The 19,010-nt window shown below is 72.0% G+C and carries 19 protein-coding genes; 13 read left to right on the forward strand and 6 right to left on the reverse strand.

Annotation, left to right across the window (positions count from 1 at the left end):
* Positions 1–164 precede the first annotated feature (164 nt).
* From FBY23_RS08320 to FBY23_RS08355, 8 genes are all read left to right on the forward strand, one after another.
* On the forward strand, positions 165–674 hold the full coding sequence (locus FBY23_RS08320) for a hypothetical protein (protein WP_141797720.1): 510 nt from the start codon (positions 165–167) through the stop codon (positions 672–674).
* Positions 675–927: 253 nt separating this feature from the next.
* Positions 928–1,485, forward strand: coding sequence for a hypothetical protein (locus FBY23_RS08325; RefSeq protein WP_141797721.1), 558 nt, complete (start codon positions 928–930; stop codon positions 1,483–1,485).
* 121 nt (positions 1,486–1,606) lie between these two features.
* Positions 1,607–2,407 (forward strand): GIY-YIG nuclease family protein, encoded by an 801-nt coding sequence (locus tag FBY23_RS08330; protein ID WP_141797722.1) that lies wholly within the window; start codon positions 1,607–1,609, stop codon positions 2,405–2,407.
* A gap of 476 nt (positions 2,408–2,883) precedes the next feature.
* Complete coding sequence (locus FBY23_RS08335) at positions 2,884–3,423, forward strand: YaeQ family protein (protein WP_141797723.1); 540 nt, start codon at positions 2,884–2,886, stop codon at positions 3,421–3,423.
* A gap of 140 nt (positions 3,424–3,563) precedes the next feature.
* Positions 3,564–5,549, forward strand: coding sequence for a thioredoxin domain-containing protein (locus FBY23_RS08340; RefSeq protein ID WP_141797724.1), 1,986 nt, complete (start codon positions 3,564–3,566; stop codon positions 5,547–5,549).
* A 7-nt stretch (positions 5,550–5,556) separates the two neighbouring features.
* Complete coding sequence (locus FBY23_RS08345) at positions 5,557–6,228, forward strand: matrixin family metalloprotease (protein ID WP_141797725.1); 672 nt, start codon at positions 5,557–5,559, stop codon at positions 6,226–6,228.
* Positions 6,219–7,112, forward strand: coding sequence for a DUF1353 domain-containing protein (locus tag FBY23_RS08350; protein WP_141797726.1), 894 nt, complete (start codon positions 6,219–6,221; stop codon positions 7,110–7,112). Before FBY23_RS08345 ends, FBY23_RS08350 begins: the two co-directional genes overlap by 10 nt.
* A gap of 20 nt (positions 7,113–7,132) precedes the next feature.
* Positions 7,133–8,608, forward strand: a complete 1,476-nt coding sequence (locus FBY23_RS08355; RefSeq protein ID WP_141797727.1) for an aldehyde dehydrogenase family protein — start codon at positions 7,133–7,135, stop codon at positions 8,606–8,608.
* On the opposite strand, the gene FBY23_RS08360 is transcribed toward FBY23_RS08355, so the two are convergent.
* Positions 8,565–9,500 (reverse strand): DMT family transporter, encoded by a 936-nt coding sequence (locus FBY23_RS08360; protein ID WP_141797728.1) that lies wholly within the window; start codon positions 9,498–9,500, stop codon positions 8,565–8,567. The two genes, FBY23_RS08355 and FBY23_RS08360, sit on opposite strands and share 44 nt — an antisense overlap.
* Here FBY23_RS08360 and FBY23_RS08365 point away from each other — a divergent pair.
* Both FBY23_RS08365 and FBY23_RS08370 read left to right on the forward strand, forming a co-directional pair.
* Positions 9,499–10,911: a PLP-dependent aminotransferase family protein gene (locus FBY23_RS08365; protein ID WP_141797729.1), complete on the forward strand. Its 1,413-nt coding sequence runs from the start codon at positions 9,499–9,501 to the stop codon at positions 10,909–10,911. The two genes, FBY23_RS08360 and FBY23_RS08365, sit on opposite strands and share 2 nt — an antisense overlap.
* Positions 10,912–10,929: 18 nt before the next feature.
* Positions 10,930–11,574 (forward strand): UdgX family uracil-DNA binding protein, encoded by a 645-nt coding sequence (locus FBY23_RS08370; protein WP_141797730.1) that lies wholly within the window; start codon positions 10,930–10,932, stop codon positions 11,572–11,574.
* On the opposite strand, the gene FBY23_RS08375 is transcribed toward FBY23_RS08370, so the two are convergent.
* The 3 genes from FBY23_RS08375 to FBY23_RS08385 are packed head-to-tail and all read right to left on the reverse strand — an operon-like array spanning position 11,559 to position 14,352.
* Positions 11,559–12,479 carry a pseudouridine-5'-phosphate glycosidase gene (locus FBY23_RS08375; protein ID WP_141797731.1) on the reverse strand — a complete coding sequence of 307 codons (921 nt, stop codon included), beginning with the start codon at positions 12,477–12,479 and terminating at the stop codon, positions 11,559–11,561. The two genes, FBY23_RS08370 and FBY23_RS08375, sit on opposite strands and share 16 nt — an antisense overlap.
* A complete protein-coding gene (locus tag FBY23_RS08380; RefSeq protein WP_141797732.1) occupies positions 12,476–13,591 on the reverse strand; it encodes a PfkB family carbohydrate kinase in 1,116 nt (371 codons plus the stop codon). Before FBY23_RS08380 ends, FBY23_RS08375 begins: the two co-directional genes overlap by 4 nt.
* A gap of 29 nt (positions 13,592–13,620) precedes the next feature.
* A complete protein-coding gene (locus FBY23_RS08385; protein ID WP_141797733.1) occupies positions 13,621–14,352 on the reverse strand; it encodes a hypothetical protein in 732 nt (243 codons plus the stop codon).
* A 65-nt stretch (positions 14,353–14,417) separates the two neighbouring features.
* Here FBY23_RS08385 and FBY23_RS08390 point away from each other — a divergent pair, with 65 nt between their 5' ends.
* From FBY23_RS08390 to rlmC, 3 genes are read left to right on the forward strand one after another with little or no spacing between them, the layout of a single operon-like run.
* Complete coding sequence (locus tag FBY23_RS08390; protein ID WP_141797734.1) at positions 14,418–14,765, forward strand: PadR family transcriptional regulator; 348 nt, start codon at positions 14,418–14,420, stop codon at positions 14,763–14,765.
* Positions 14,758–15,759 (forward strand): hypothetical protein, encoded by a 1,002-nt coding sequence (locus FBY23_RS08395; protein ID WP_141797735.1) that lies wholly within the window; start codon positions 14,758–14,760, stop codon positions 15,757–15,759. Before FBY23_RS08390 ends, FBY23_RS08395 begins: the two co-directional genes overlap by 8 nt.
* Positions 15,760–15,779: 20 nt before the next feature.
* Complete coding sequence (rlmC, locus tag FBY23_RS08400; RefSeq protein WP_141797736.1) at positions 15,780–16,946, forward strand: 23S rRNA (uracil(747)-C(5))-methyltransferase RlmC; 1,167 nt, start codon at positions 15,780–15,782, stop codon at positions 16,944–16,946.
* Here the strand turns inward: rlmC and FBY23_RS08405 are convergent.
* Together FBY23_RS08405 and FBY23_RS26630 are read right to left on the reverse strand one after the other, a co-directional pair.
* Positions 16,931–17,671: a hemolysin III family protein gene (locus tag FBY23_RS08405; protein ID WP_141797737.1), complete on the reverse strand. Its 741-nt coding sequence runs from the start codon at positions 17,669–17,671 to the stop codon at positions 16,931–16,933. The two genes, rlmC and FBY23_RS08405, sit on opposite strands and share 16 nt — an antisense overlap.
* Positions 17,672–17,764: 93 nt before the next feature.
* A complete protein-coding gene (locus FBY23_RS26630; protein ID WP_141797738.1) occupies positions 17,765–18,958 on the reverse strand; it encodes an AIM24 family protein in 1,194 nt (397 codons plus the stop codon).
* Positions 18,959–19,010 lie beyond the last annotated feature (52 nt).

Genomic DNA, 19,010 nt, shown 5'->3' on the forward strand with positions numbered 1-19,010 from the left:
GTATTGGGGTCCAAACGCTATCTTCGCCATAGCCGACGAGGGGCAGGAGGCCGACGGCGGTCGACGAGGTGCACCAGCTGGGGGACCCTTAGCACCGGCCGCCTCGCTGGCCGCATCAATCCGCCGCGATGCACCAAATCCGGCGGCGGCTCTAGGCTCGGCGCGTGAGCTGGTCGGACGTGGTCTCGATAGTCGGCGCCTTGGGCGTCGGTTCGTTCATCGGTCAGTACCTGATCGGGAGCCAGCAGCGGCGTCAGGTTCGCAGCGACGTCTTGAAGCATCTTTCGGACGCAGAGACGGCACGGTGGGCTGGAGGGACGACGCCTGCGCCGAACTTCACTGAGAGTATGCGCGAGCTCGAGACGGCTGCGCTGATCGCACGTGTGCCTCGACGCGTAATCGCGCACTACAAAGTCTTCGCATACTGCGCGCGGTGGTTGAGCCAGGCATCCTGGGACGACGATCCCGACCCGGAGTACGGAGGCGGCATCAACGGCGAGTTCGCCGACCTAGTTCGCGCGGCCGCCGGCGAGGTCTCACGGGTGACCTGGGCACCGTGGTGGGGGCGCGTCGGAATGAAGCGACGTTTGGCCAAGCGTCGAACGGAGGCTGGACATATCGAACGGATCGAATCAACGCTGGCAAGGGCTGAAAAATACTTGGCCGACTACTGACGGCGCCGTCAGTGTTGGCCAGGGCCGTTGCTGGACCCGATGCCTTTTACCGCCGCGAGTCGGTCAGATCGCGGAGCTTGACTCAGCTCAAGGGTCGCGGCTGGAACAGGCGCGCGACAGCCTTTGGACTACGCCGCAACCTTGAAGTGACAACGCATACTTGGCCCTGACACCGGACAGAGAGCTTGGGGGCGCTGTCCTGTTTCCGTGCCGAATCTCAAGACCGCAGGGCCGCCCACGGTACGTTCAGCAAATGGAGGCAAGCGATGTAGCGCTGTGGCTCAGCGGAGCAGGCACGACGGTGATCGGGTCGATGCTTGCCTGGCTTGGTCAGTCCCGCATGGCCAGCCGACAACGCCAGTGGTCGATCGAGGACGTCGAACGGTCGCACGCTCACGAAGCCTCCCTCCGTGAGAAGGACATACGAGAAGACCGCTTACAGCGACTCCGGGCTGAGCGCCGAGAGACCTACGGCCGACTTCTCGACTCTGTGGAGGATTTCGTCGAAGCGCTAAGGGATCTGCGCGACTCCGAGCGACCCGCTGGCGTTGAAGTTTCGGCGGTAGCCGAAGTCGAAACAGCCGATCCGATCGCTGCGCGAGCCCTTGGGTGCTTGGCCCGACAAAGGAGAATGGACTCAGACATAGTCTTGATCGCCGACCCGGGTGTGAGAGACAACGTTCTACGGCTCTCTCAACTCCTGCGCGACGCGTTTCGAGAGGCAACGGCAGGTAGGGATGCCCTGCCGCCGGTAACCGCCCATCTGAAGGTCGTCCTACGCGAAATGCGCAAGGAACTTGTGGGCACGTAGCGTGGCCGCATCCCGTCCTGAATCCGTCGGTTCGTGATCGCTATGCACAGCAGCGTGTCCGAATGGCTGCGTCACTCCGCCGCTTGCCGGCGCGCCCACGGGCAGCTCTACGCTTCGGCACATGACACTCACGGCTTCAGCGATCTTCGCCAGCGCAGGGCTAGATCCAACCGATGCCATGGTGATCCGACATGCGTACGTACGGGAGCGCGGAAACCTTCACCCGGACTCAACCGACGCCGAGATCCTTGAGTACACGCGGGTTCAGTCATCTAACCCGCGGATCTTCCCCGCCGCGCCTCCGCCGTACTGGGTTGTGTTCCGCCCCGAGGGAGGCGACCGGGCGAGGCTATGGGCGGTCCTCCGCTACAACGGCGAGGAAGCATGCGCCGATCCCAGCCGGCGTGTCTTCAACCTCGAAGTCATCGACCTTTTGGATGACCTTCGGGATCGACTGGTGATCGGGTGGCGATCTCCGCGCACCTGGTGGATCTGGGGTACTACCGCAGCGGTTTACCCGATCGTTGAAATCGCCGACTCACAGCCCATCCGCTTTCCGGGGTTCGACGCACTCACGCTCGACTACCCGCAACTACAAGCTGTCCTCCGGGAACATCGCTACGCAGCTTGGCGGACTGCACTCTCGTCGGTCATCGGGATCTATCTCATCACCGACACCCGCGACGGCAGGCACTACGTTGGCAAGGCCGATGGCGCCGAGAACCTACTCCAACGGTGGGCGGCCTACGCCACTAACGGCCACGGGGGAAATGTCGAACTACGAAGCCTCGACCCAACGACCTTTCGCCTGTCGGTCCTCAGGGTGTTCGATCCAGCAACTCCGACCCTGGAGATCAACGCGGCCGAGGGCCACTTCAAGCACGCACTCGACTCGCGGCGCCACGGTCTGAATCGCAACTAGCGGCGTAGCCGCGATCGACCGCGATGTGGCGCTAAGCGCCCCGCAGTAGCTCCACTCGTGCCAGTTGCTTGCGGCAAATCGTTGACGGAGCTGACGGTGCATCGTGTGTGGACGCCTACGTCACGTCGCCGCTTCTAACCCAAGCGTCGACTCAACCGCTGAGCGTGCCCGATGTGCCACCCACACGCGCCCGAGGCGAGATGACAGAACGGGCACTTGTAGGCGTGGAACAGAACGCCGCGTCGCTTGGTCATAGCAATCGCAGCGTGGCGGGCGGCATCCTCGGAGTAAGGCGTCTTGTCTCCGCAGGCTCGAGTGCGGCGACGCTTACCTCTGATGCGTCGCGACTTGCCCTGACTCATGGAACGAAGCTAGGCCCGACCTCCGACACAACTGGTCGGGCGCGTCATTTCGCCGCGATCAGGCCGCGTGACGACGGCTCGGGAGGTCCCCGTTCCCGGACTAGGGTGAGCCCCATGGCGGCCGGTGCGACGATGCACACGTTCGAAGTCGAGTTGGCCGACACGGACCGCGGCGTCTACGAGGAGTTCACGCTGCGCGCGGCGCGGCATCCGTCAGAGACCGAGGCGTACCTCGTGACGCGCGTGCTCGCCTACTGCCTCGAGCACGAAGAGGGCATCACCTTCAGCGAGGGCATCTCCGCGACCGACGCCCCGGCAGTGCTGGTGCGCGACCTGAGCGGGAAGCTGCTCGCCTGGATCGAGGTCGGTGCACCGGATGCCGCGCGGCTTCACACGGGCAGCAAGGCAGCCGAGCGCACGACGATCTACACGCACCGCGACCCGGCCAAGGTGCTCGCTCAGTGGTCAGGGGCGAGGATCCACCGCGCCGCCGAGATCGTGCTGCATAGCTTCGATCCCGGGTTCATCGATTCAGCGGTGGACACGATGGAGCGCCGCAACACGATCACGCTCACCGTGACGGAGCGGCAGCTCTACCTGGAGCTGAACGGCGTGCACCTCTCCTCGGCGGTGCACGACCACCCGATCAGTTAGCGGGGGACACGTCCCGTTGCCGATCCGGATGCGCGACTTCCGACGCGCGTCAATGCGCGGCGACGGACGCGCATCCGCGGCGCCCACCCCGCGTCGCGGTTCGCTCCCGCTAGTGACAAGCCCCCGACTAGCGTGGACACGTGCCCAACCGTCTCGCGAACGCAACGAGCCCGTACCTCCTCCAGCACAAGGACAACCCCGTCGACTGGTGGGAGTGGGGGCCGGAGGCGTTCGCGGAGGCGAAGGAGAGGAACGTCCCGATCCTCCTGAGCGTCGGCTACGCGGCATGTCACTGGTGCCACGTCATGGCCCACGAGTCCTTCGAGGACCAGGCGACGGCGGACTACCTCAACGCGCACTTCGTCAGCATCAAGGTCGACCGCGAGGAGCGGCCGGACGTGGATGCGGTCTACATGCAGGCGACCACCGCGATGACGGGGCAGGGCGGGTGGCCGATGACGGTGGTGATGGACCACGAGGGGGCGCCGTTCTTCGCGGGGACCTACCTGCCGGACCAGCCGCGGCACGGGTCGCCGTCGTTCACGCAGGTGCTGCAGGCGCTCAGCGGGGCGTGGGTGGACCGCGGCGATGACGTACGGCGGACCGCGGCCAGCGTGGCCGAGCACCTGCGCAAGGAGGCGAGCCTGCCGTCGTACGCGTTGACGGGGGAGCGGATCGACGGGGCGGTGGCGACCCTGGCGCAGGAGTACGACGCCATGGCGGGCGGGTTCGGGGGTGCGCCGAAGTTCCCGCCGACGATGGTGCTGGAGTTCCTGCGGCGCTACCGCGGCGACTCCGAGCAGCAGGCACGGCACATGCTGGCGCGCACGGTCGCGGCGATGGCGGGCAGCGGGATGTACGACCAGGTGGGCGGCGGCTTCGCACGGTACGCCGTCGACCGCGCCTGGGTGGTGCCGCACTTCGAGAAGATGCTCTACGACAACGCCCAGCTGCTGGGGCTCTACGCCCGCCTCGGCAGCGAGCTCGGCGACCGGATCGCGACCGAGACCGCGGACTTCATGCTCCGCGAGCTGCGTACGACGGAGGGCGGGTTCGCCTCCGCGCTCGACGCGGACAGTCCGGCCGAGCCGGGCGGGCATGCGGAGGAGGGCCTGTTCTACGCGTGGACGCCGGCCCAGCTCGCCGAGGCCCTCGGCCCCACGGACGGCGCCTGGGCCGCGGAGCTGTTCAACGTGACCGAGGACGGCACCTTCGAGCACGGCATGTCGACCCTGCAGCTGCGCCACTACCCCCAGGACCCCGCCGACCGGGACCGCCTGGCCGACGTACGGCGCCGCCTGCTCGCCGCCCGCGAGCAGCGTCCGCGTCCCGCGCGCGACGACAAGGTGGTCGCCGCGTGGAACGGGCTCGCGATCAGTGGACTGGTCGACGCTGGGAGGCGGCTCGGCCGCCCCGACTACATCGAGGCGGCGACCGGGACCGCTGAGCTGCTGGCGCGGCTGCACCTCGAGGACGGGCGGATCCTGCGGGTCTCCCGCGACGGCGTGGCCGGCGCACATGCCGGTGTGCTGGAGGACTACGGCTGCGTGGCGTCCGGCTTCCTCGCGCTCGCGCAGGCGACGGCCGATCCCCGCTGGCTGCGGCTCGCGACCCGGCTCCTCGACACTGCACTGGCCGGCTTCGCCGCTCCGGACGGGGGCTTCTTCGACACCAGCGCCGACGCCGAGGTCCTCGTCGCGCGTCCCCGCGACCCCGGCGACAACGCGAGCCCGAGCGGGTTCAGCAGCCTGGTCCACGCGCTGGTGGAGGCGCACGCGCTGACCGGGGTGGGTCGCTACCGCGACGCGGCGGAGACCGCGCTGGCAACGGTCAGCGTGCTGGCCGACAAGGCGCCGCGGTTCGCCGGCTGGTCGCTCGCGGCCGCGGTGACCATGCTCGACGGGCCGCTGGAGGTCGCCGTCGTCGGTCCCGCCGGGGTGGAGCGCGACGCGCTCGTCGCGAAGGCCCTCACCCTCCCGGGCGCCGTCGTGGTCGCCGCCGACGAGGCGAGTGAGGACATCCCGCTGCTGGCGGGCCGGACCGCGGTGGACGGGCGGCCCGCGGCGTACGTCTGCCGGGGCTTCGTCTGCGAGCGCCCGGTCACCGAGCCGGACGGCATCGGGTGAGCATCGGGTGACGGGTCGCCGGCTGTGGGGTGTCGTGCTCCTGCTGAGCGTGGCCCTCTTCGCCGGCGTCGTGGCGCTGGGAGCGACCGGCTTCGGGCGCGAGGTGCCCGATCCGACGTACGCCTTCTTGAACGAGCAGCCCTACGCCGCCGGCGAGCCCGTCACCTGGCGCCCGTGCGAGCCGATCCGCTATGAGGTCAACCCGCTGCACGCGCGCGGCAGCGACGACGAGGCCGTGGCGCGGGTGCGGGACGCGGTGGCCGAGGTGGCGGCGGTGAGCGGCTTCCGGTTCACCTACGTCGGCACCACCGACCGGCGCCCGGCGAACGCCGCCGAGGAACGCGAGTCGGACCCTCCCGTCCTGATCGCCTGGGCCAGCGCGGACGAGGTCCCCGAGCTGGAGGGGGACGTCGCCGGGATCGGCGGCTCGGCAGCGCGGCAGCGGGGCCGCCGGCTCTGGTACGTCACGGGCCGCGTGGTCCTCGACGTCGCCGCGGTCGAGGACGACGGCGACGAGCGGGCCACGCTGCTCCACGAGCTCGGCCACGTGCTGGGGCTCGACCACGTCGACTCGCGGCGCGAGCTGATGTACGCGCAGAGCGTCGGTCGGGAAGACTTCGGTCCGGGCGACCGGAAGGGGCTCGCCCGACTCGGGAAGGGGACCGGATCATGCAGCTGAGCCCGTGGCGACCGGTGCGGCCGGAGCCGGAGCGCTTCCACGACGAGGGGTCGGCGGACCCGCCGAAGATCGTGCTCGAGCGGGTCGAGGCGGGCGACGTGCACCGCCGCACCGAGCGGTTCCGGATGTTGCACCGGATCGCCTACCGCGACCGTGAGTACGGCGACCTGCTGGTCCCCGCCGACCTCGGCACCTTCGAGACCGACCTGACCTCGGTGCCGACGATCTTCACCTGGCTGGTGCCGCGCACCGGCAGGCACCTGCCGCCGGCGCTGATCCACGACGGGCTGGTGCACGCGCCCGACGAGGCACCGACGTACCTCTCCGTCGAGGGGCACGTGCTCGACCGGGTCGCCGCCGACCGGGTGTTCCGCGCGGCGATGCGCGACACCGACACCGGCCCGGTGCGCAGCTGGCTGGTCTGGTCGGCGATCACGCTCTCCACGATCTGGCACGGGTCCGCGACCTGGAGCCGGGCGACGCACCTGCGCTACAAGGTCGCGGCCGCGGCCACGGTGGCGATCGTCGTCGTGCTCGGCGTGCTGGCGACCCTGGACCTGTTCGACGTCATCGACGAGGTGCCGTGGATGGGCGAGCGGTCGTTCGTGCTGGAGCTGGTCGGCGGCCTGGCCGGGGCGGTCGTCGTACCGCTGCTGCTCGGGCTGACGTGGGGGAGGTTCGCCGTCGCGGGCGTCGTGTCGGGCATCGCGCTCGCGGTGCTGCTCCACGTCACGGTGGCGCTCGCCCTGATCACCCTGGCCTACCAGGCGGCCGAGTGGATCGCCCGGCGGCGGCCGGTCGCGGCGATCGTCATCGCCGGCGTTGTGATCACTGCCCATCTGGCGCTCATCGTGTTGTTCCTGACGCCATTCCGCTCGAACTGACTCGCGAGTAGGTTCGGGGCGTGACCATCGATGCCGCCGCCACCTTCACCTCGCTCGACCCCGCCACCGGCGCGGTCGTCGGCACCCACCCGATCCACACCGCCGACGACGTGCACGCCGCGGTCGCCACGGCCCGCAAGCAGGCCGAGTGGTGGCAGGCGCTCGGCTTCGACGGCCGCAAGAAGGCGCTGGTGCGCTGGCGCAAGGTGATCGCGCGCCGGATGGAGGAGCTCGCCGCCCTGATGGCGCGCGAGACCGGCAAGCCCGCCGGCGACGCCCTGCTCGAGACCGCGCTCGCGATCGACCACCTCGCGTGGGCCGCGAGCCACGCGGAGAAGGTGCTCAAGCGGCGCAGCGTCTCGCCGGGCCTGCTGATGGTCAACCAGGCCGCGAGCGTGGAGTACCGCCCGCTCGGCGTGGTCGGCGTCATCGGCCCGTGGAACTACCCCGTCTTCACCCCGATGGGGTCGATCGCCTACGCCCTCGCGGCCGGCAACGCGGTCGTCTTCAAGCCGTCGGAGTACACCCCCGGCGTCGGGGAGTGGCTCGCCGCGACCTTCCGGGAGGTCGTCGGCCGCCCCGTGCTCCAGGTCGTCACCGGGTACGGCGAGACCGGCGCCGCGCTCACCACGGCAGGTGTCGACAAGGTGGCGTTCACCGGGTCCACCGCCACCGGCAAGCGGGTGATGGCCGCCTGCGCCGAGTCGCTCACGCCGGTCGTGATCGAGGCCGGCGGCAAGGACGCGCTGATCGTCGCGGAGGACGCCGACGTCGCCGAGGCCGCCGAGGCGGCGCTGTGGGGCGCGGCCGCGAACGCCGGCCAGACCTGCGCCGGTGTGGAGCGGGTCTACGTCCACGACCGGGTCTACGACCAGTTCCTCGACGAGCTCGTCGCCCAGGCGAAGAAGCTCGAGGCCCGCCCCGGCGGCCAGGTCGGCCCGATCACCATGCCCTCGCAGGTCGACATCATCCGCCGCCACGTCGACGACGCCCTGGCGCGCGGCGGCCGCGCCCTGGTCGGCGGCCCGGTGCCCGAGGGCGCCCGCTTCGTGCAGCCGACCGTGCTGGTCGACGTACCCGAGGACTCGGCCGCGGTGCAGGAGGAGACCTTCGGCCCGACCGTGACGGTGTCGCGGGTGAAGACCATGGACGAGGCGATCGAGCGCGCCAACGGCACCCGCTACGCGCTGGGCTCCACGGTGTTCTCGAAGAGCCAGGGCATGGAGATCGCGCAGCGCCTGCGCGCCGGCATGACCGCGATCAACGGCGTCATCTCCTTCGCCGGCATCCCGACCCTGCCGTTCGGCGGTGTCGGCGACTCCGGCTTCGGCCGCATCCACGGCCCCGACGGGCTGCGCGAGTTCACCTACCCGCACGCGATCGCCCGCCAGCGGTTCAAGCCGGCGATCGCGCTGACCACCTTCCGGCGTACGGCGAAGGAGGAGCAGCAGCTCACGAAGGTCGTGCGCGGGCTGTACGGGCGCGGGAAGAACTAGCGCCCGCGGCACACGCGACCACGGTCAACCCGCCGGCCAGGGTCAGCCAGGTGATCTGCTCGCCGAGCAGCAGCCCGGCCCAGGCGATGCTCAGCACCGGCTGGGCCAGCTGGACCTGGCTGACCTGCGCCATCGGCCCGATCGCGAGGCCGCGGTACCAGGCGAAGAAGCCGAGGAACATGCTGATGCACGCCAGGTAGGCGAAGCACAGCCACTGGGTCGGGCTGCCCGACGGCGGTTCGGTGACGATGCTGGTCGCCGTCAGCGCCACCATCACCGGCGCGGCGAGCACCAGCGCCCACGAGATGGTCTGCCAGGAGCCGAGCTCGCGGGAGATCACCCCGCCCTCGGCGTACCCGGTCGCGCAGGCCAGCACCGCCAGCACCAGCAGCAGGTCGGCCCGCTGGAGATGGCCGCCGGTGCCGCCCTGCAGCATCGCGAAGCCCACGGCCGCGAGCGCGCCCAGCGCGGCGAACGCCCAGAACGCGCGGACCGGGCTCTCGCCGGTGCGCAGCACCGCGATCACGGCGGTGGCGGCCGGCAGCATCGCGATCACCACGGCGCCGTGGCTGGCCGGCACCTCGGTCAGCGCGTACGACGTCAGCAGCGGGAACCCGGCGACGACCCCGCCGGCGACGATCGCCAGCCGCAGCCACTGGCGGCCGCGGGGGAGCGGCTGCCGGGTGAGGACGAGCGCGCCGGCGGCCAGCGCCGCGGCGACGACCGCGCGGCCCGCGCCGATGAACAGCGGGTCGAGCCCGCCGAGGGCGACCCGGGTGAGCGGCACCGTGAACGAGAAGGCGACGACCCCGGCCAGGCCCCAGGCCAGCCCGGCGGGAACGGTTGATAGCGGATGCGATCGGGAGACGATAGCGCTACTCTGTGCTGACATGAGCAACGATAGCAGTGCGCGGATCGTCGCGGGACTCCGTACCTGGATCCGGGACGCCGCCGCGGGCGCCCAGCTGCCGTCGTCGCGCCACCTCGTCACCGAGTACGGCGCCAGCCCGGTCACCGTGCAGAAGGCGCTGCGCCGGCTGGTGGCCGAGGGGCTCGTCGAGAGCCGTCCCGGTGTCGGCACCTTCGTCCGCGCGGTCCGGCCTGCCCGGGGGCCTGACTTCGGCTGGCAGACCGCGGCGCTCCGCTCGCCGCGTGCCGACCTGGCGAAGGTCGCCGGCCCGCTGCAGACGCCGCCGCCCGACGTGCAGGCGCTGCACGCGGGCTACCCGGGCCCGGACCTGCTGCCCGAGCGGCTGGTCCGCACCGCGCTGACCCGGGCCGCGCGAGGAGCAGCCGCCACCTCGCGCCCGCCGGCGGCGGGAGTGCCCGAGCTGCGCGCGTGGTTCGCCACCGAGCTTGCCGACGCGACGCCCGCCCACCTGAGCGCCGTCACCCCGAACGACGTGGTCGTCGCGCCCGGGTCGCAGAGCGCGCTGGCCTCGATCTTCCGGGCGCTCGTGGCGCCGGGCCAGCCGCTGCTCATCGAGTCGCCGACGTACTGGGGCGCGATCCAGGCCGCCCGCCAGGCCGGCGTCGAGCTTGTCCCGGTGCCGAGCGACGTGCACGGTCCGGACCCGGCGCAGGTGGAGAGGTCGTTCCGCGAGACCGGGGCCCGTGCGTTCTACGTGCAGCCCAGCTTCGCCAACCCGACCGGCGCGCACTGGAGCCTCGAGCGGGGCGAGGAGGTCCTCGACGTCGTACGGCGGCACGGCGCGTTCCTCGTCGAGGACGACTGGGCCCACGACTTCGCCATCGACGGCGAGGTCCGCCCGATCGCCGCCCGCGACGACTCCGGGCGCGTCGTCCACCTGCGCTCGCTGACCAAGAGCGTCTCGCCGTCGGTCCGGGTCGCCGCGGTGTGTGCCCGTGGGCCGGCGCGGGAGCGGATCCTCGGCGACCGCGCGGCCGAGTCGATGTACGTCAGCGGGCTGCTCCAGCAGGCCGCGCTCGAGGTCGTGAGCGACCCCGGCTGGCGCACCCACCTGCGCCGACTGCGCGGCCAGCTCCGTGAGCGCCGCGACCTGCTCGTCACCGCCGTCCGCGAGCAGGCGCCCTCGCTCGCGCTCGACGCGGTCCCGTCCGGCGGGCTGCACCTGTGGGCCCGGCTGCCCGACGGCACCGACGCCGAGCAGGTCGTCCGCGACTGCGCGGCCGACGGGGTGTGGGTCGCCGCGGGCGACGAGTGGTTCCCGGCGGAGCCGGCGGCGCCGTACCTCCGCCTGACGTTCATCGGCCCCGAGCCGGCCGGCTACCCGGCGGCGCTGGATGTTGTCGAGCGGGCGATCCGGCTGCAGCACCGCTGAGCGGGGTACCGCGCGCTCGTGGGAGCCGAGGAGTGGGTGCCGGACCGGCCGACGCTGCCGCGGCTGCGGGCCGCGGTGCAGGAGTGCCGCGGGTGTGAGCTGTACCGCGACGCCACGCAGGGCGTGATGGGGGACGGCTCGCCGGACGCGGACCTGGTGCTACTCGGTGAGCAGCCCGGCGACCAGGAGGACCGCGCGGGCGAGCCCTTCGTCGGACCCGCCGGACAGGTGCTCGACGACGCCCTCGACGACGCCGGTCTCGCGCGGGACCGCGTGTTCCTGACCAACGTCGTCAAGCACTTCCGCTGGTCCGGGACGCGCGGCAAGCGGCGGATCCACCAGTCGCCCAAGCAGCAGCACGTCGCGGCCTGTCGACCGTGGCTCGAGGCCGAGCTCCGGCTGCTCCGCCCGCGCGGCGTCGTGCTGCTGGGCGGTACGGCGGGCAAGGCGCTCTACGGGCCCTCGTTCAAGGTCGGCGAGTGCCGCGGCCGACGGCTCGCCTGGCCCGAGGACCGGCCGGTCGACGTACCGCCGGCCTGGGTGCTGGCGACCACCCACCCGTCGGCGGTGCTGCGGGCCCGCGACCAGCGGCAGGCGACGTACGACGGGCTGGTCGCGGACCTGCGGCTCGCGGTCGAGCTCCTGGGTCAGAGCGCGGAGTAGGCGACCGCGATGGCCGCGCCCAGCCGGGCGTTGTCGCGCACCAGCGCGATGTTGGTCTCCAGTGAGGCGCCGCCGGAGAGCTCGACGATCCGGCCGAGGAGGTACGGCGTGATGTCCTTGCCGCGGATGCCGCGCTCGTCGGCGTCCGCGAGCGCCTGCTGGATGGTGCGCTCGATCTCGGCCTGCGGGATCTCGTCCTCGACGGGCACCGGGTTCGCAACCGACACGGCGCCCTCCAGGCCGAGGTCCCACTTGGCGCGCATCATCGCCGCGACCTGCTCGGGCTCGTCGAGCCGCATCGGGGCGGCGTACCCGCTCGAGCGCGAGAAGAACGACGGGAACTCGTCGGAGCGGTAGGCCACGACCGGGACACCGAGGGTCTCGAGGACCTCGAGGGTGCGGCCGATGTCGAGCAGCGACTTCACGCCGGCGCTGACGATGGCGACGTCGGTGCGGCTCATCTCGGTGAGGTCCGCGGAGATGTCCATCGACGACTCGGCGCCGCGGTGCACGCCGCCGAGGCCCCCGGTGACGAACACCCGGATCCCGGCGAGCGCGGCCAGCCGCATGGTCGCCGCGACGGTGGTCGCTCCGTGCGCGCGGCGGGCGGCGACGTACCCGAGGTCGCGGATGCTGACCTTGGAGACCGACGGGTCGGAGGCGAGGACGTCGAGCTCGGTCGCGGACAGGCCGATCCGCGGCACCCCGTCGAGCACGGCGATCGTGGCGGGCGTGGCGCCGCCGTCGCGGACGATCTGCTCGACCTCGCGGGCCATCTCGACGTTGCGCGGGTACGGCATCCCGTGGCTGATGATCGTCGACTCCAGCGCCACGACCGGGCCGCCGGCCGCCAGCGCCTCCGCGACCTCGGGGGCGACGGACAGGAGCGGGTGGGGGCTGGTCACGGGAGGGTCTCCATTCGGTCGGGGCGGTGGGCGTGGATCGCGGTCGCGAGGTCGGGGCGGACGTTGTCGGGGTGGGCGATGGTGAGCGCGGCGGCGGCGTGGCCGAGCTCGGCGGCCGCGACGGGGGTGGCGCCGTCGGTGCGGGCGGCGACGTACGCCGCGGTCATCGCGTCCCCCGCTCCGGTCACGTCGACCACCTCGGCCGGCGGCGCCTCGAGCACGGTGACCGCGCCCTCGTCGCTGAGCAGGCTGCCGCGCCTGCCCCGGCGTGCCCACACCCGGCGCACCCCGCGCTCGTGCAGCTGCGCCGCCGCGCGGGTGATCGCGGGCCGGGTGTTGGCGACCGCGGATCCGGTCAGTGCGGCCAGCTCGGCGAGGTTGGGAGTCACCGTGTCGACCGGCGAGCCGTCGAGCAGCGGCGCGAGGCGGCCGGCCTTGGCAACGCTGACCGGGTCGAGGAGAAGAGGTACGCCGTGCTGCGCGCACGCGTGGATCGCCCAGCGCGCGACGTCGGCCGGGATGTTGCCGTCGACCACGAGGAAGTCCGCGCGGGGCAGCAGGTCGCGGGCCCGGCCCAGTGCGTCGACGGTGAGCGCGTCGGTGGCGCGCATGTCGGAGGCGCCGATGACCAGCTCGCCGTCGTGGCCGAGGGTGGCCAGGTAGGTGCCGGTGGCGAACGCCCCGCGGACCACGTGGTCGACGTACACGCCCGCGTCGGCGGTGTGGGCCATCAGCTCGCGGCCGAACACGTCGTCACCGACGGCCGCGACCAGGAAGGTACGCCGGCCGAGCCGGGCCAGTCCCTCCGCGATGTTGCGGCCCACGCCGCCGGGGGAGGTGCGGATCGTGGACGGGTTGCTGGTGTGCAGCGCGGCCGGGGCGTCGGTCACCGCCTTGACGTCCATCACCGCGCCGCCGAGCACCACCACCTGCGGCTCGTCGCGCACGATGTAGCCGCGCCCGGCGATCGCCCCCTTGCGGGTCAGCGAGGACAGTGCCATCGCCACCGAGGCCCGGGTGCTGCCGAGGCGCTCGGCGATCGCCTGGGCGTCGAGCAGCGGCTGGACCCGGACCAGCTCCAGGACCTCGCGCTCGCGGGGCGTCAGCGTCATGCTTATGACTCTAAGTGACGCTTAAGTTGCTAAGCAAGCGAGTCGGGTGACTCCCGGTGGTGGTTGAGCACCGCGATCTTCTGCCAGATCTTCCGCTCCAGGGACACCGTCAGGGTCTCGACGGTGCTCACGGTGTCGAGCACCACCGGGTCGCGCGAGGCCTCGGCGCACAGCGCGGCGGTCTTGCCGACCAGGCTGAGCAGCTCGGAGCAGTAGTCGAGATAGTGCTCGAGCTCGTCGGTGTCGAGGTCCATCGGGACGCTCGCGTCGGTCGGCACGAACTCGGTGCGCAGCCGCTCGGGGTCCTTGGTCAGCTGGTGCATGTCGACGATGTGGGCCAGCGAGCGCAGCCGGTGGAGCAGCGCGAGCAGGCTGGCGCGCTGCAGCCGCTCGGGCACGGAGTAGAGGAACCAGATCGCCAGTGCCGCGAACACCAGGTCGTTGACCGAGCTCTCCAGCAGGGGGATCCAGGCCAGCCCGTCGTCGGGAGCGTCGGCGAGTGCCGAGCGGATCGCCAGCACCATCACCGTCCCGGTCACCACCAGCACCGCCACGATCCCGAACCGGGACAGCGGCCGCAGCCACGACCGGCGCCCGCGGGCCGTGGCGGTCGAGGAGTCCACGGTCTCCACCAGGCCGGCCAGCTCGCCGGCCACGCGGTTCAGCCCGCGTCCGGGGAAGCGGGCCGCGATGCGCTGCTCGAGGCGGCGCACGGTCGCGAGGACCGGCGCGGCCTGGACGCGCTCGAGCGGGGAGGGCACGGCGGCAGCCTACGAGGTGTCGCTTCGCGAAGGGCTGAGACTAGGTATGTGGTGTACTTAGATACATGACCGATGCAGCGACCTGGCCCGCCCCATGGGTCCGAGCCGCCCTCGACCTCGCCGTCCTGGCGAGCCTGACCGAACGGGCTCTGCACGGGTACGCCATCGGCCAGGTGCTCGCAGCCCACGGCTTCGGGCTGCTCAAGGGCGGCTCGCTCTACCCGGTGCTCGGCCGGCTCGAGGAGGCCGGTGATGTCGAGGCGGCGTGGGTCGAGGGGCAGGGCGGTCCCGGCCGTCGTGAGTACGCGCTGACTGCCAGGGGGCGGGAGCGGCTCGGGCGCGAACTCGCCTCCTGGCGCGACCTGGGAGACACGTTGACGACGATGGGTGACGGGGTGACGACGCATGGGTGAGGCGACGACGCCGCTGGCCCGGACGATCGACGCGTTCGCCGACGCGAGGGGCGAGGAGTCGGACCGGGCGTGGGCGATGGGGGTCTGCTTCGCCCTGCTGGCCCGGGACGTCCGTCACGACCTGGTCCGCGAGGACCTGGAGCAGGTGCTCGAGGTCGTCCGTGAGGCCGAGGACTCCCCGGAACAGCTCTTCGGACCGGCCCGCGAGCACGCTGCCGAGGTCTCTGCGCGCTGGGACGCCGAGGGGCGCGCGGTGTGGTCGCTCGAGGGAGTGGCCTCCGTTCGCGACGCCGTCGCCACGGGCCTGTACCTATCCGCGATCGCGGCGGCGGGCGTGTGGCTGGTCGGCCTGCTCCGAGGCGAGTCGAGCTGGACCATCGCCCATCTGCTGCTCGCCTGCGTGGGGCTCGCGGGGGCGGCCGGCTACGTGTTCTGGGATCGGATCTCGCGACGCCGGACCACGGCGGTCGCCGTACTCGCGACGGCCGCCGTCGTGCTCGGGTTGTCGGTGGCGCTGGGACCGCTCCTGATGCTGACGCATGACGCGCCGTGGGCGGAGGTACCCGGCGCCTGGCTGCTGCCCGTGGAGGCGGCGGCGCTGTGCGCAGCGGGCCTGGCTCTCGACCGGGCCGCCACCGATCGCGCGGCCGGTGACTCCGCGGGGAGCCCCACCGACGAGGAGTGGGCGCGCCGGCTGGGCGGCCTGCTGCGTGGGCCCGGCTGGAGGTCCGACGCACGGGTGGGCGAGCTCGTGGCCGAGGCGCGATCGCACGCCGCGGAGGGTGGCCGTTCGCTGGTGGAGGAGTTCGGCAGGCCGGAGGATTATGCCGCGCGGCTCGGACCGGACCGCGCCCGCCGGCGCAGGCTGGTCGGGGCGGCCCTCCTGGTCCCCGCCGGCCTCAGCCTGCTGCTGTTCGCGGACGAGCATTCGTGGAACAGTCTCGGGCTCGCCGGGCTACTGGGCTGGATGGCGTGGCGGGAGTACCGCGGCTAGCGCCGCCCTACGATGGATCCATGGGTCCCGCCGTCCTCGACTGTGCCCACTTCACGGCGGGGGAGTGCCGCTCGTGCACCTGGCTCGGGCAGCCGTACGACGACCAGCTGGCCGCGAAGCTCGACGCGACCCGGGCGCTGGTCGACGCGCCCGGTCTGGTGTGGCTGCCGCCGGTGACCAGCCCGGCATCGGGCTTCCGCAACAAGGCCAAGATGGTCGTCGCGGGGACGGCTTCGGCTCCCACCCTCGGGATCTTGGACCCGGACGGTGCGGGCGTGGACCTGCGCGACTGCGCCCTGCACGAGCCGGTCATCGTGGAGGCGCTGCCGGTGCTCGCGGAGCTCGTGCGGCGCGCCGACCTGACGCCGTACGACGTCGGCTCGGCGGCCCCGGTCAGCCAGCGCGGTGAGCTCAAGCACCTGCTCGTGACGGCCTCGCCCGACGGCGAGCTGATGGTGCGGCTGGTGGTGCGCTCGACGGCGGTCGAGGCGCGGGTGCGCAAGCACCTGCCGTGGCTGCTCGGCGTCCTGCCCGGGCTGCGCGTGGTCACGATCAACGTCCAGCCCGAGCACCGCGCGGTGCTCGAGGGGGAGCGCGAGGTGGTGCTGACCGAGGCCGACACCCTGCCGATGCGGCTCGGCGCGGTGACCCTGCACCTGCGTCCGCTCAGCTTCTTCCAGACCAACACCGCCGTCGCCGCGGCGCTGTACGCCGAGGCGGTGGCCTGGGTCGCCGACCTCGCGCCGACCCGGGTGGTCGACCTCTACTGCGGTGTCGGCGGGTTCGCGCTCCACCTCGCCGCGCCCGGCCGGCAGGTCACCGGCATCGAGATCAGCGCCGACGCGATCGCCTCGGCGCAGCGCTCACGCGACGAGGCCGGGCTGGCGGGGCAGGTCGACTTCGCGGTCGGCGACGCGACCGCGCCCGAGCACGCCGCGCTGCTGGCGGGAGCCGACCTGGTCGTGGTCAACCCGCCGCGGCGCGGCCTGGGGCACGACCTGTCCAGGCGGCTCGAGGAGTCGGGGGCGGCGTACGTCCTCTACTCCAGCTGCAACCCCGAGACGCTGGCGCGCGACCTGGCCGACCTGGCGTCCTACCGACCCGTGCGGGGACGCCTGCTCGACATGTTCCCGCAGACTCCGCACGCGGAGGTGCTGGTGCTGCTGGAGCGTCAGCGCAGCGAATAGGTCGCCAGCGAGACGCCGACGTAGTGCGCCACGAACGCGGCGACCGTGAAGCCGTGGAAGATCTCGTGGAAGCCGAACACCCGCGGCGACGGGTTGGGCCACTTGAACCCGTAGACCAGGCCGCCCATCGTGTAGAGCGCGCCGCCCACGGCGATGAGCACGAAGATCGCGATCCCGATGCCGAGCCCCATCGCGGTCGCGCCCTCGAAGAACGCCGGGATGAAGAAGATCGCCGCCCAGCCGAGCGCGATGTAGATCGGCGCCGAGAGCCAGCGTGGGGCGCTGGGCCAGAAGATCTTGAACGCGATGCCGAGCAGCGCACCGGTCCACACGGTCGAGAGCATCACGACGCGGGCGGTGCCGTCGAGCAGGATCAGCGCGAACGGCGTGTAGGAGCCGGCAATGAACAAGAAGATGTTGGAGTGGTCGAACCGGTTGAGCACGGTCCAGACCTTCGGCGACCAGGTGCCGCGGTGGTAGAGCGCGGAGGTCCCGAAGAGCAGCAGGGCGGAGCCGGCGTACAGGGCCGAGCCCGCCTTGGTCGTGGCGGTCGGTGAGAGGCAGACGAGCACGATCCCGGCCGCGAGGACGAGCGGGGTGGACACGAGGTGGAACCAGCCGCGGAGCTTGGGCTTGATGTCCGCGACGGTCTCGCTGATCTGTTCCCCGAGGTCGTCCAGCCGGGCGCGGACCTTCTCGTTCGCGTGGTGGATGGCCTGGTTCATGCAGGAAGGGTACCCGCGACCCGTGGACGCAAAGACGGCCGGACGAACGTGATCTCACGCTCATCCGGCCGTCGTCGGCGTAGCCCGAACGGGTCAGGCGGTGTGGACCGGCGGACCCTCCGAGGGCTGCACGATGACGAAGCCCGGACCCTGGAAGGACACCTGGAACGCCTCGCCCGAGCCGCGGCCGATGAGGGCGCCCGCCGAGACGGTGGAGCGGATCGAGGTCTGCAGGTGCACCGACCAGGCGACCAGCGCGTTCGCGTCGGCGAAGGTCGGCGCCTCGGCCGCGTTGAGCACGACCGGCGCGCCCTCGGTGGTGATCGCGACCCAGCCGGTGCCGCGCAGGGTGGTGTTGAACAGGCCGCCGGCCGCGATGCTGCCGCCCTTGACCCGCTCGACGTTCCAGTCCAGCGAGGCCGAGAAGGCCAGGACGTTCGTGCCGTTGACCGACAGGCCGCTGTTGTTGAGGTGCAGGATGTGGACCTCGTGCGCGAGGTCGGCGAGGAAGACGTCGCCCTGGCCCTCGACCCGCATCAGCTGCAGGCCCTCGCCGGTCAGCGCCTTCTTGAGGAACTTCGCGGCACCCCCGCCCTGGTAGGCGAAGTTGACGTTGCCCTGGTAGGCGACCATCGAGCCCTGCTTGGCCATGAACGGCTCGGTGATCCGCACCCGCAGCAGCTTCTTGTTCTGCAGGATCGCGCCGGCACCGTCGACCTCGCTGAAGCGGCCGTCGATCAGCTCGCCGGAGATGCCGGCGAAGGCGTCGGCCGGCACCTGCTGGGCGCTGTAGCCGCCCGCCGGCTGCTGGCCCATGGGCTGGTACGACGGCTGCTGGGCCTGCTGGTACGGCTGCTGCACCGGGGGCTGGGCCGGGGGCTGCGCGGGCGGCTGGGACTGCTGGGACTGCTGGACCTGCTGGGCCGGCTCGGCCGGCTGGGCGGCGCGCGGGGCGACCGCGGTGACGGCGTCGAAGGAGAACGCGGGCTCGGCCGGCTCGCTCGCACCGCTGTCGGCGGACTCGCTCACCCCGCTCTCGGCGGCCTCCTCGCTGCCGACCCACACGTCGCCGGAGGAGCCGCTGTCCGACGTACCGCCGGAGTCAGTGGCGGTGCCGCTGCCGGTGGCGTCGGTGCCGGTCTCGGCAGCGCCGGCGTCGGCGGACGGGTAGAGCGCGTTGGTCGACTGCACGCCCTGGTCGGACACGTGGTCGGTCCACTGGGAGCCGTCCCAGTAGCGGAGCTCGTGGCGGCCGGTGGGGTCCGGGTGCCAGGCGGCTGCAGTCATGGTCGTCCTATCTGTCGGTTCGCGATTGGTCTCATCGTGTCAGTCGGGTGGG

It is taken from the genome of Nocardioides sp. SLBN-35 (genome assembly GCF_006715725.1).
GTDB lineage: Bacteria > Actinomycetota > Actinomycetes > Propionibacteriales > Nocardioidaceae > Nocardioides.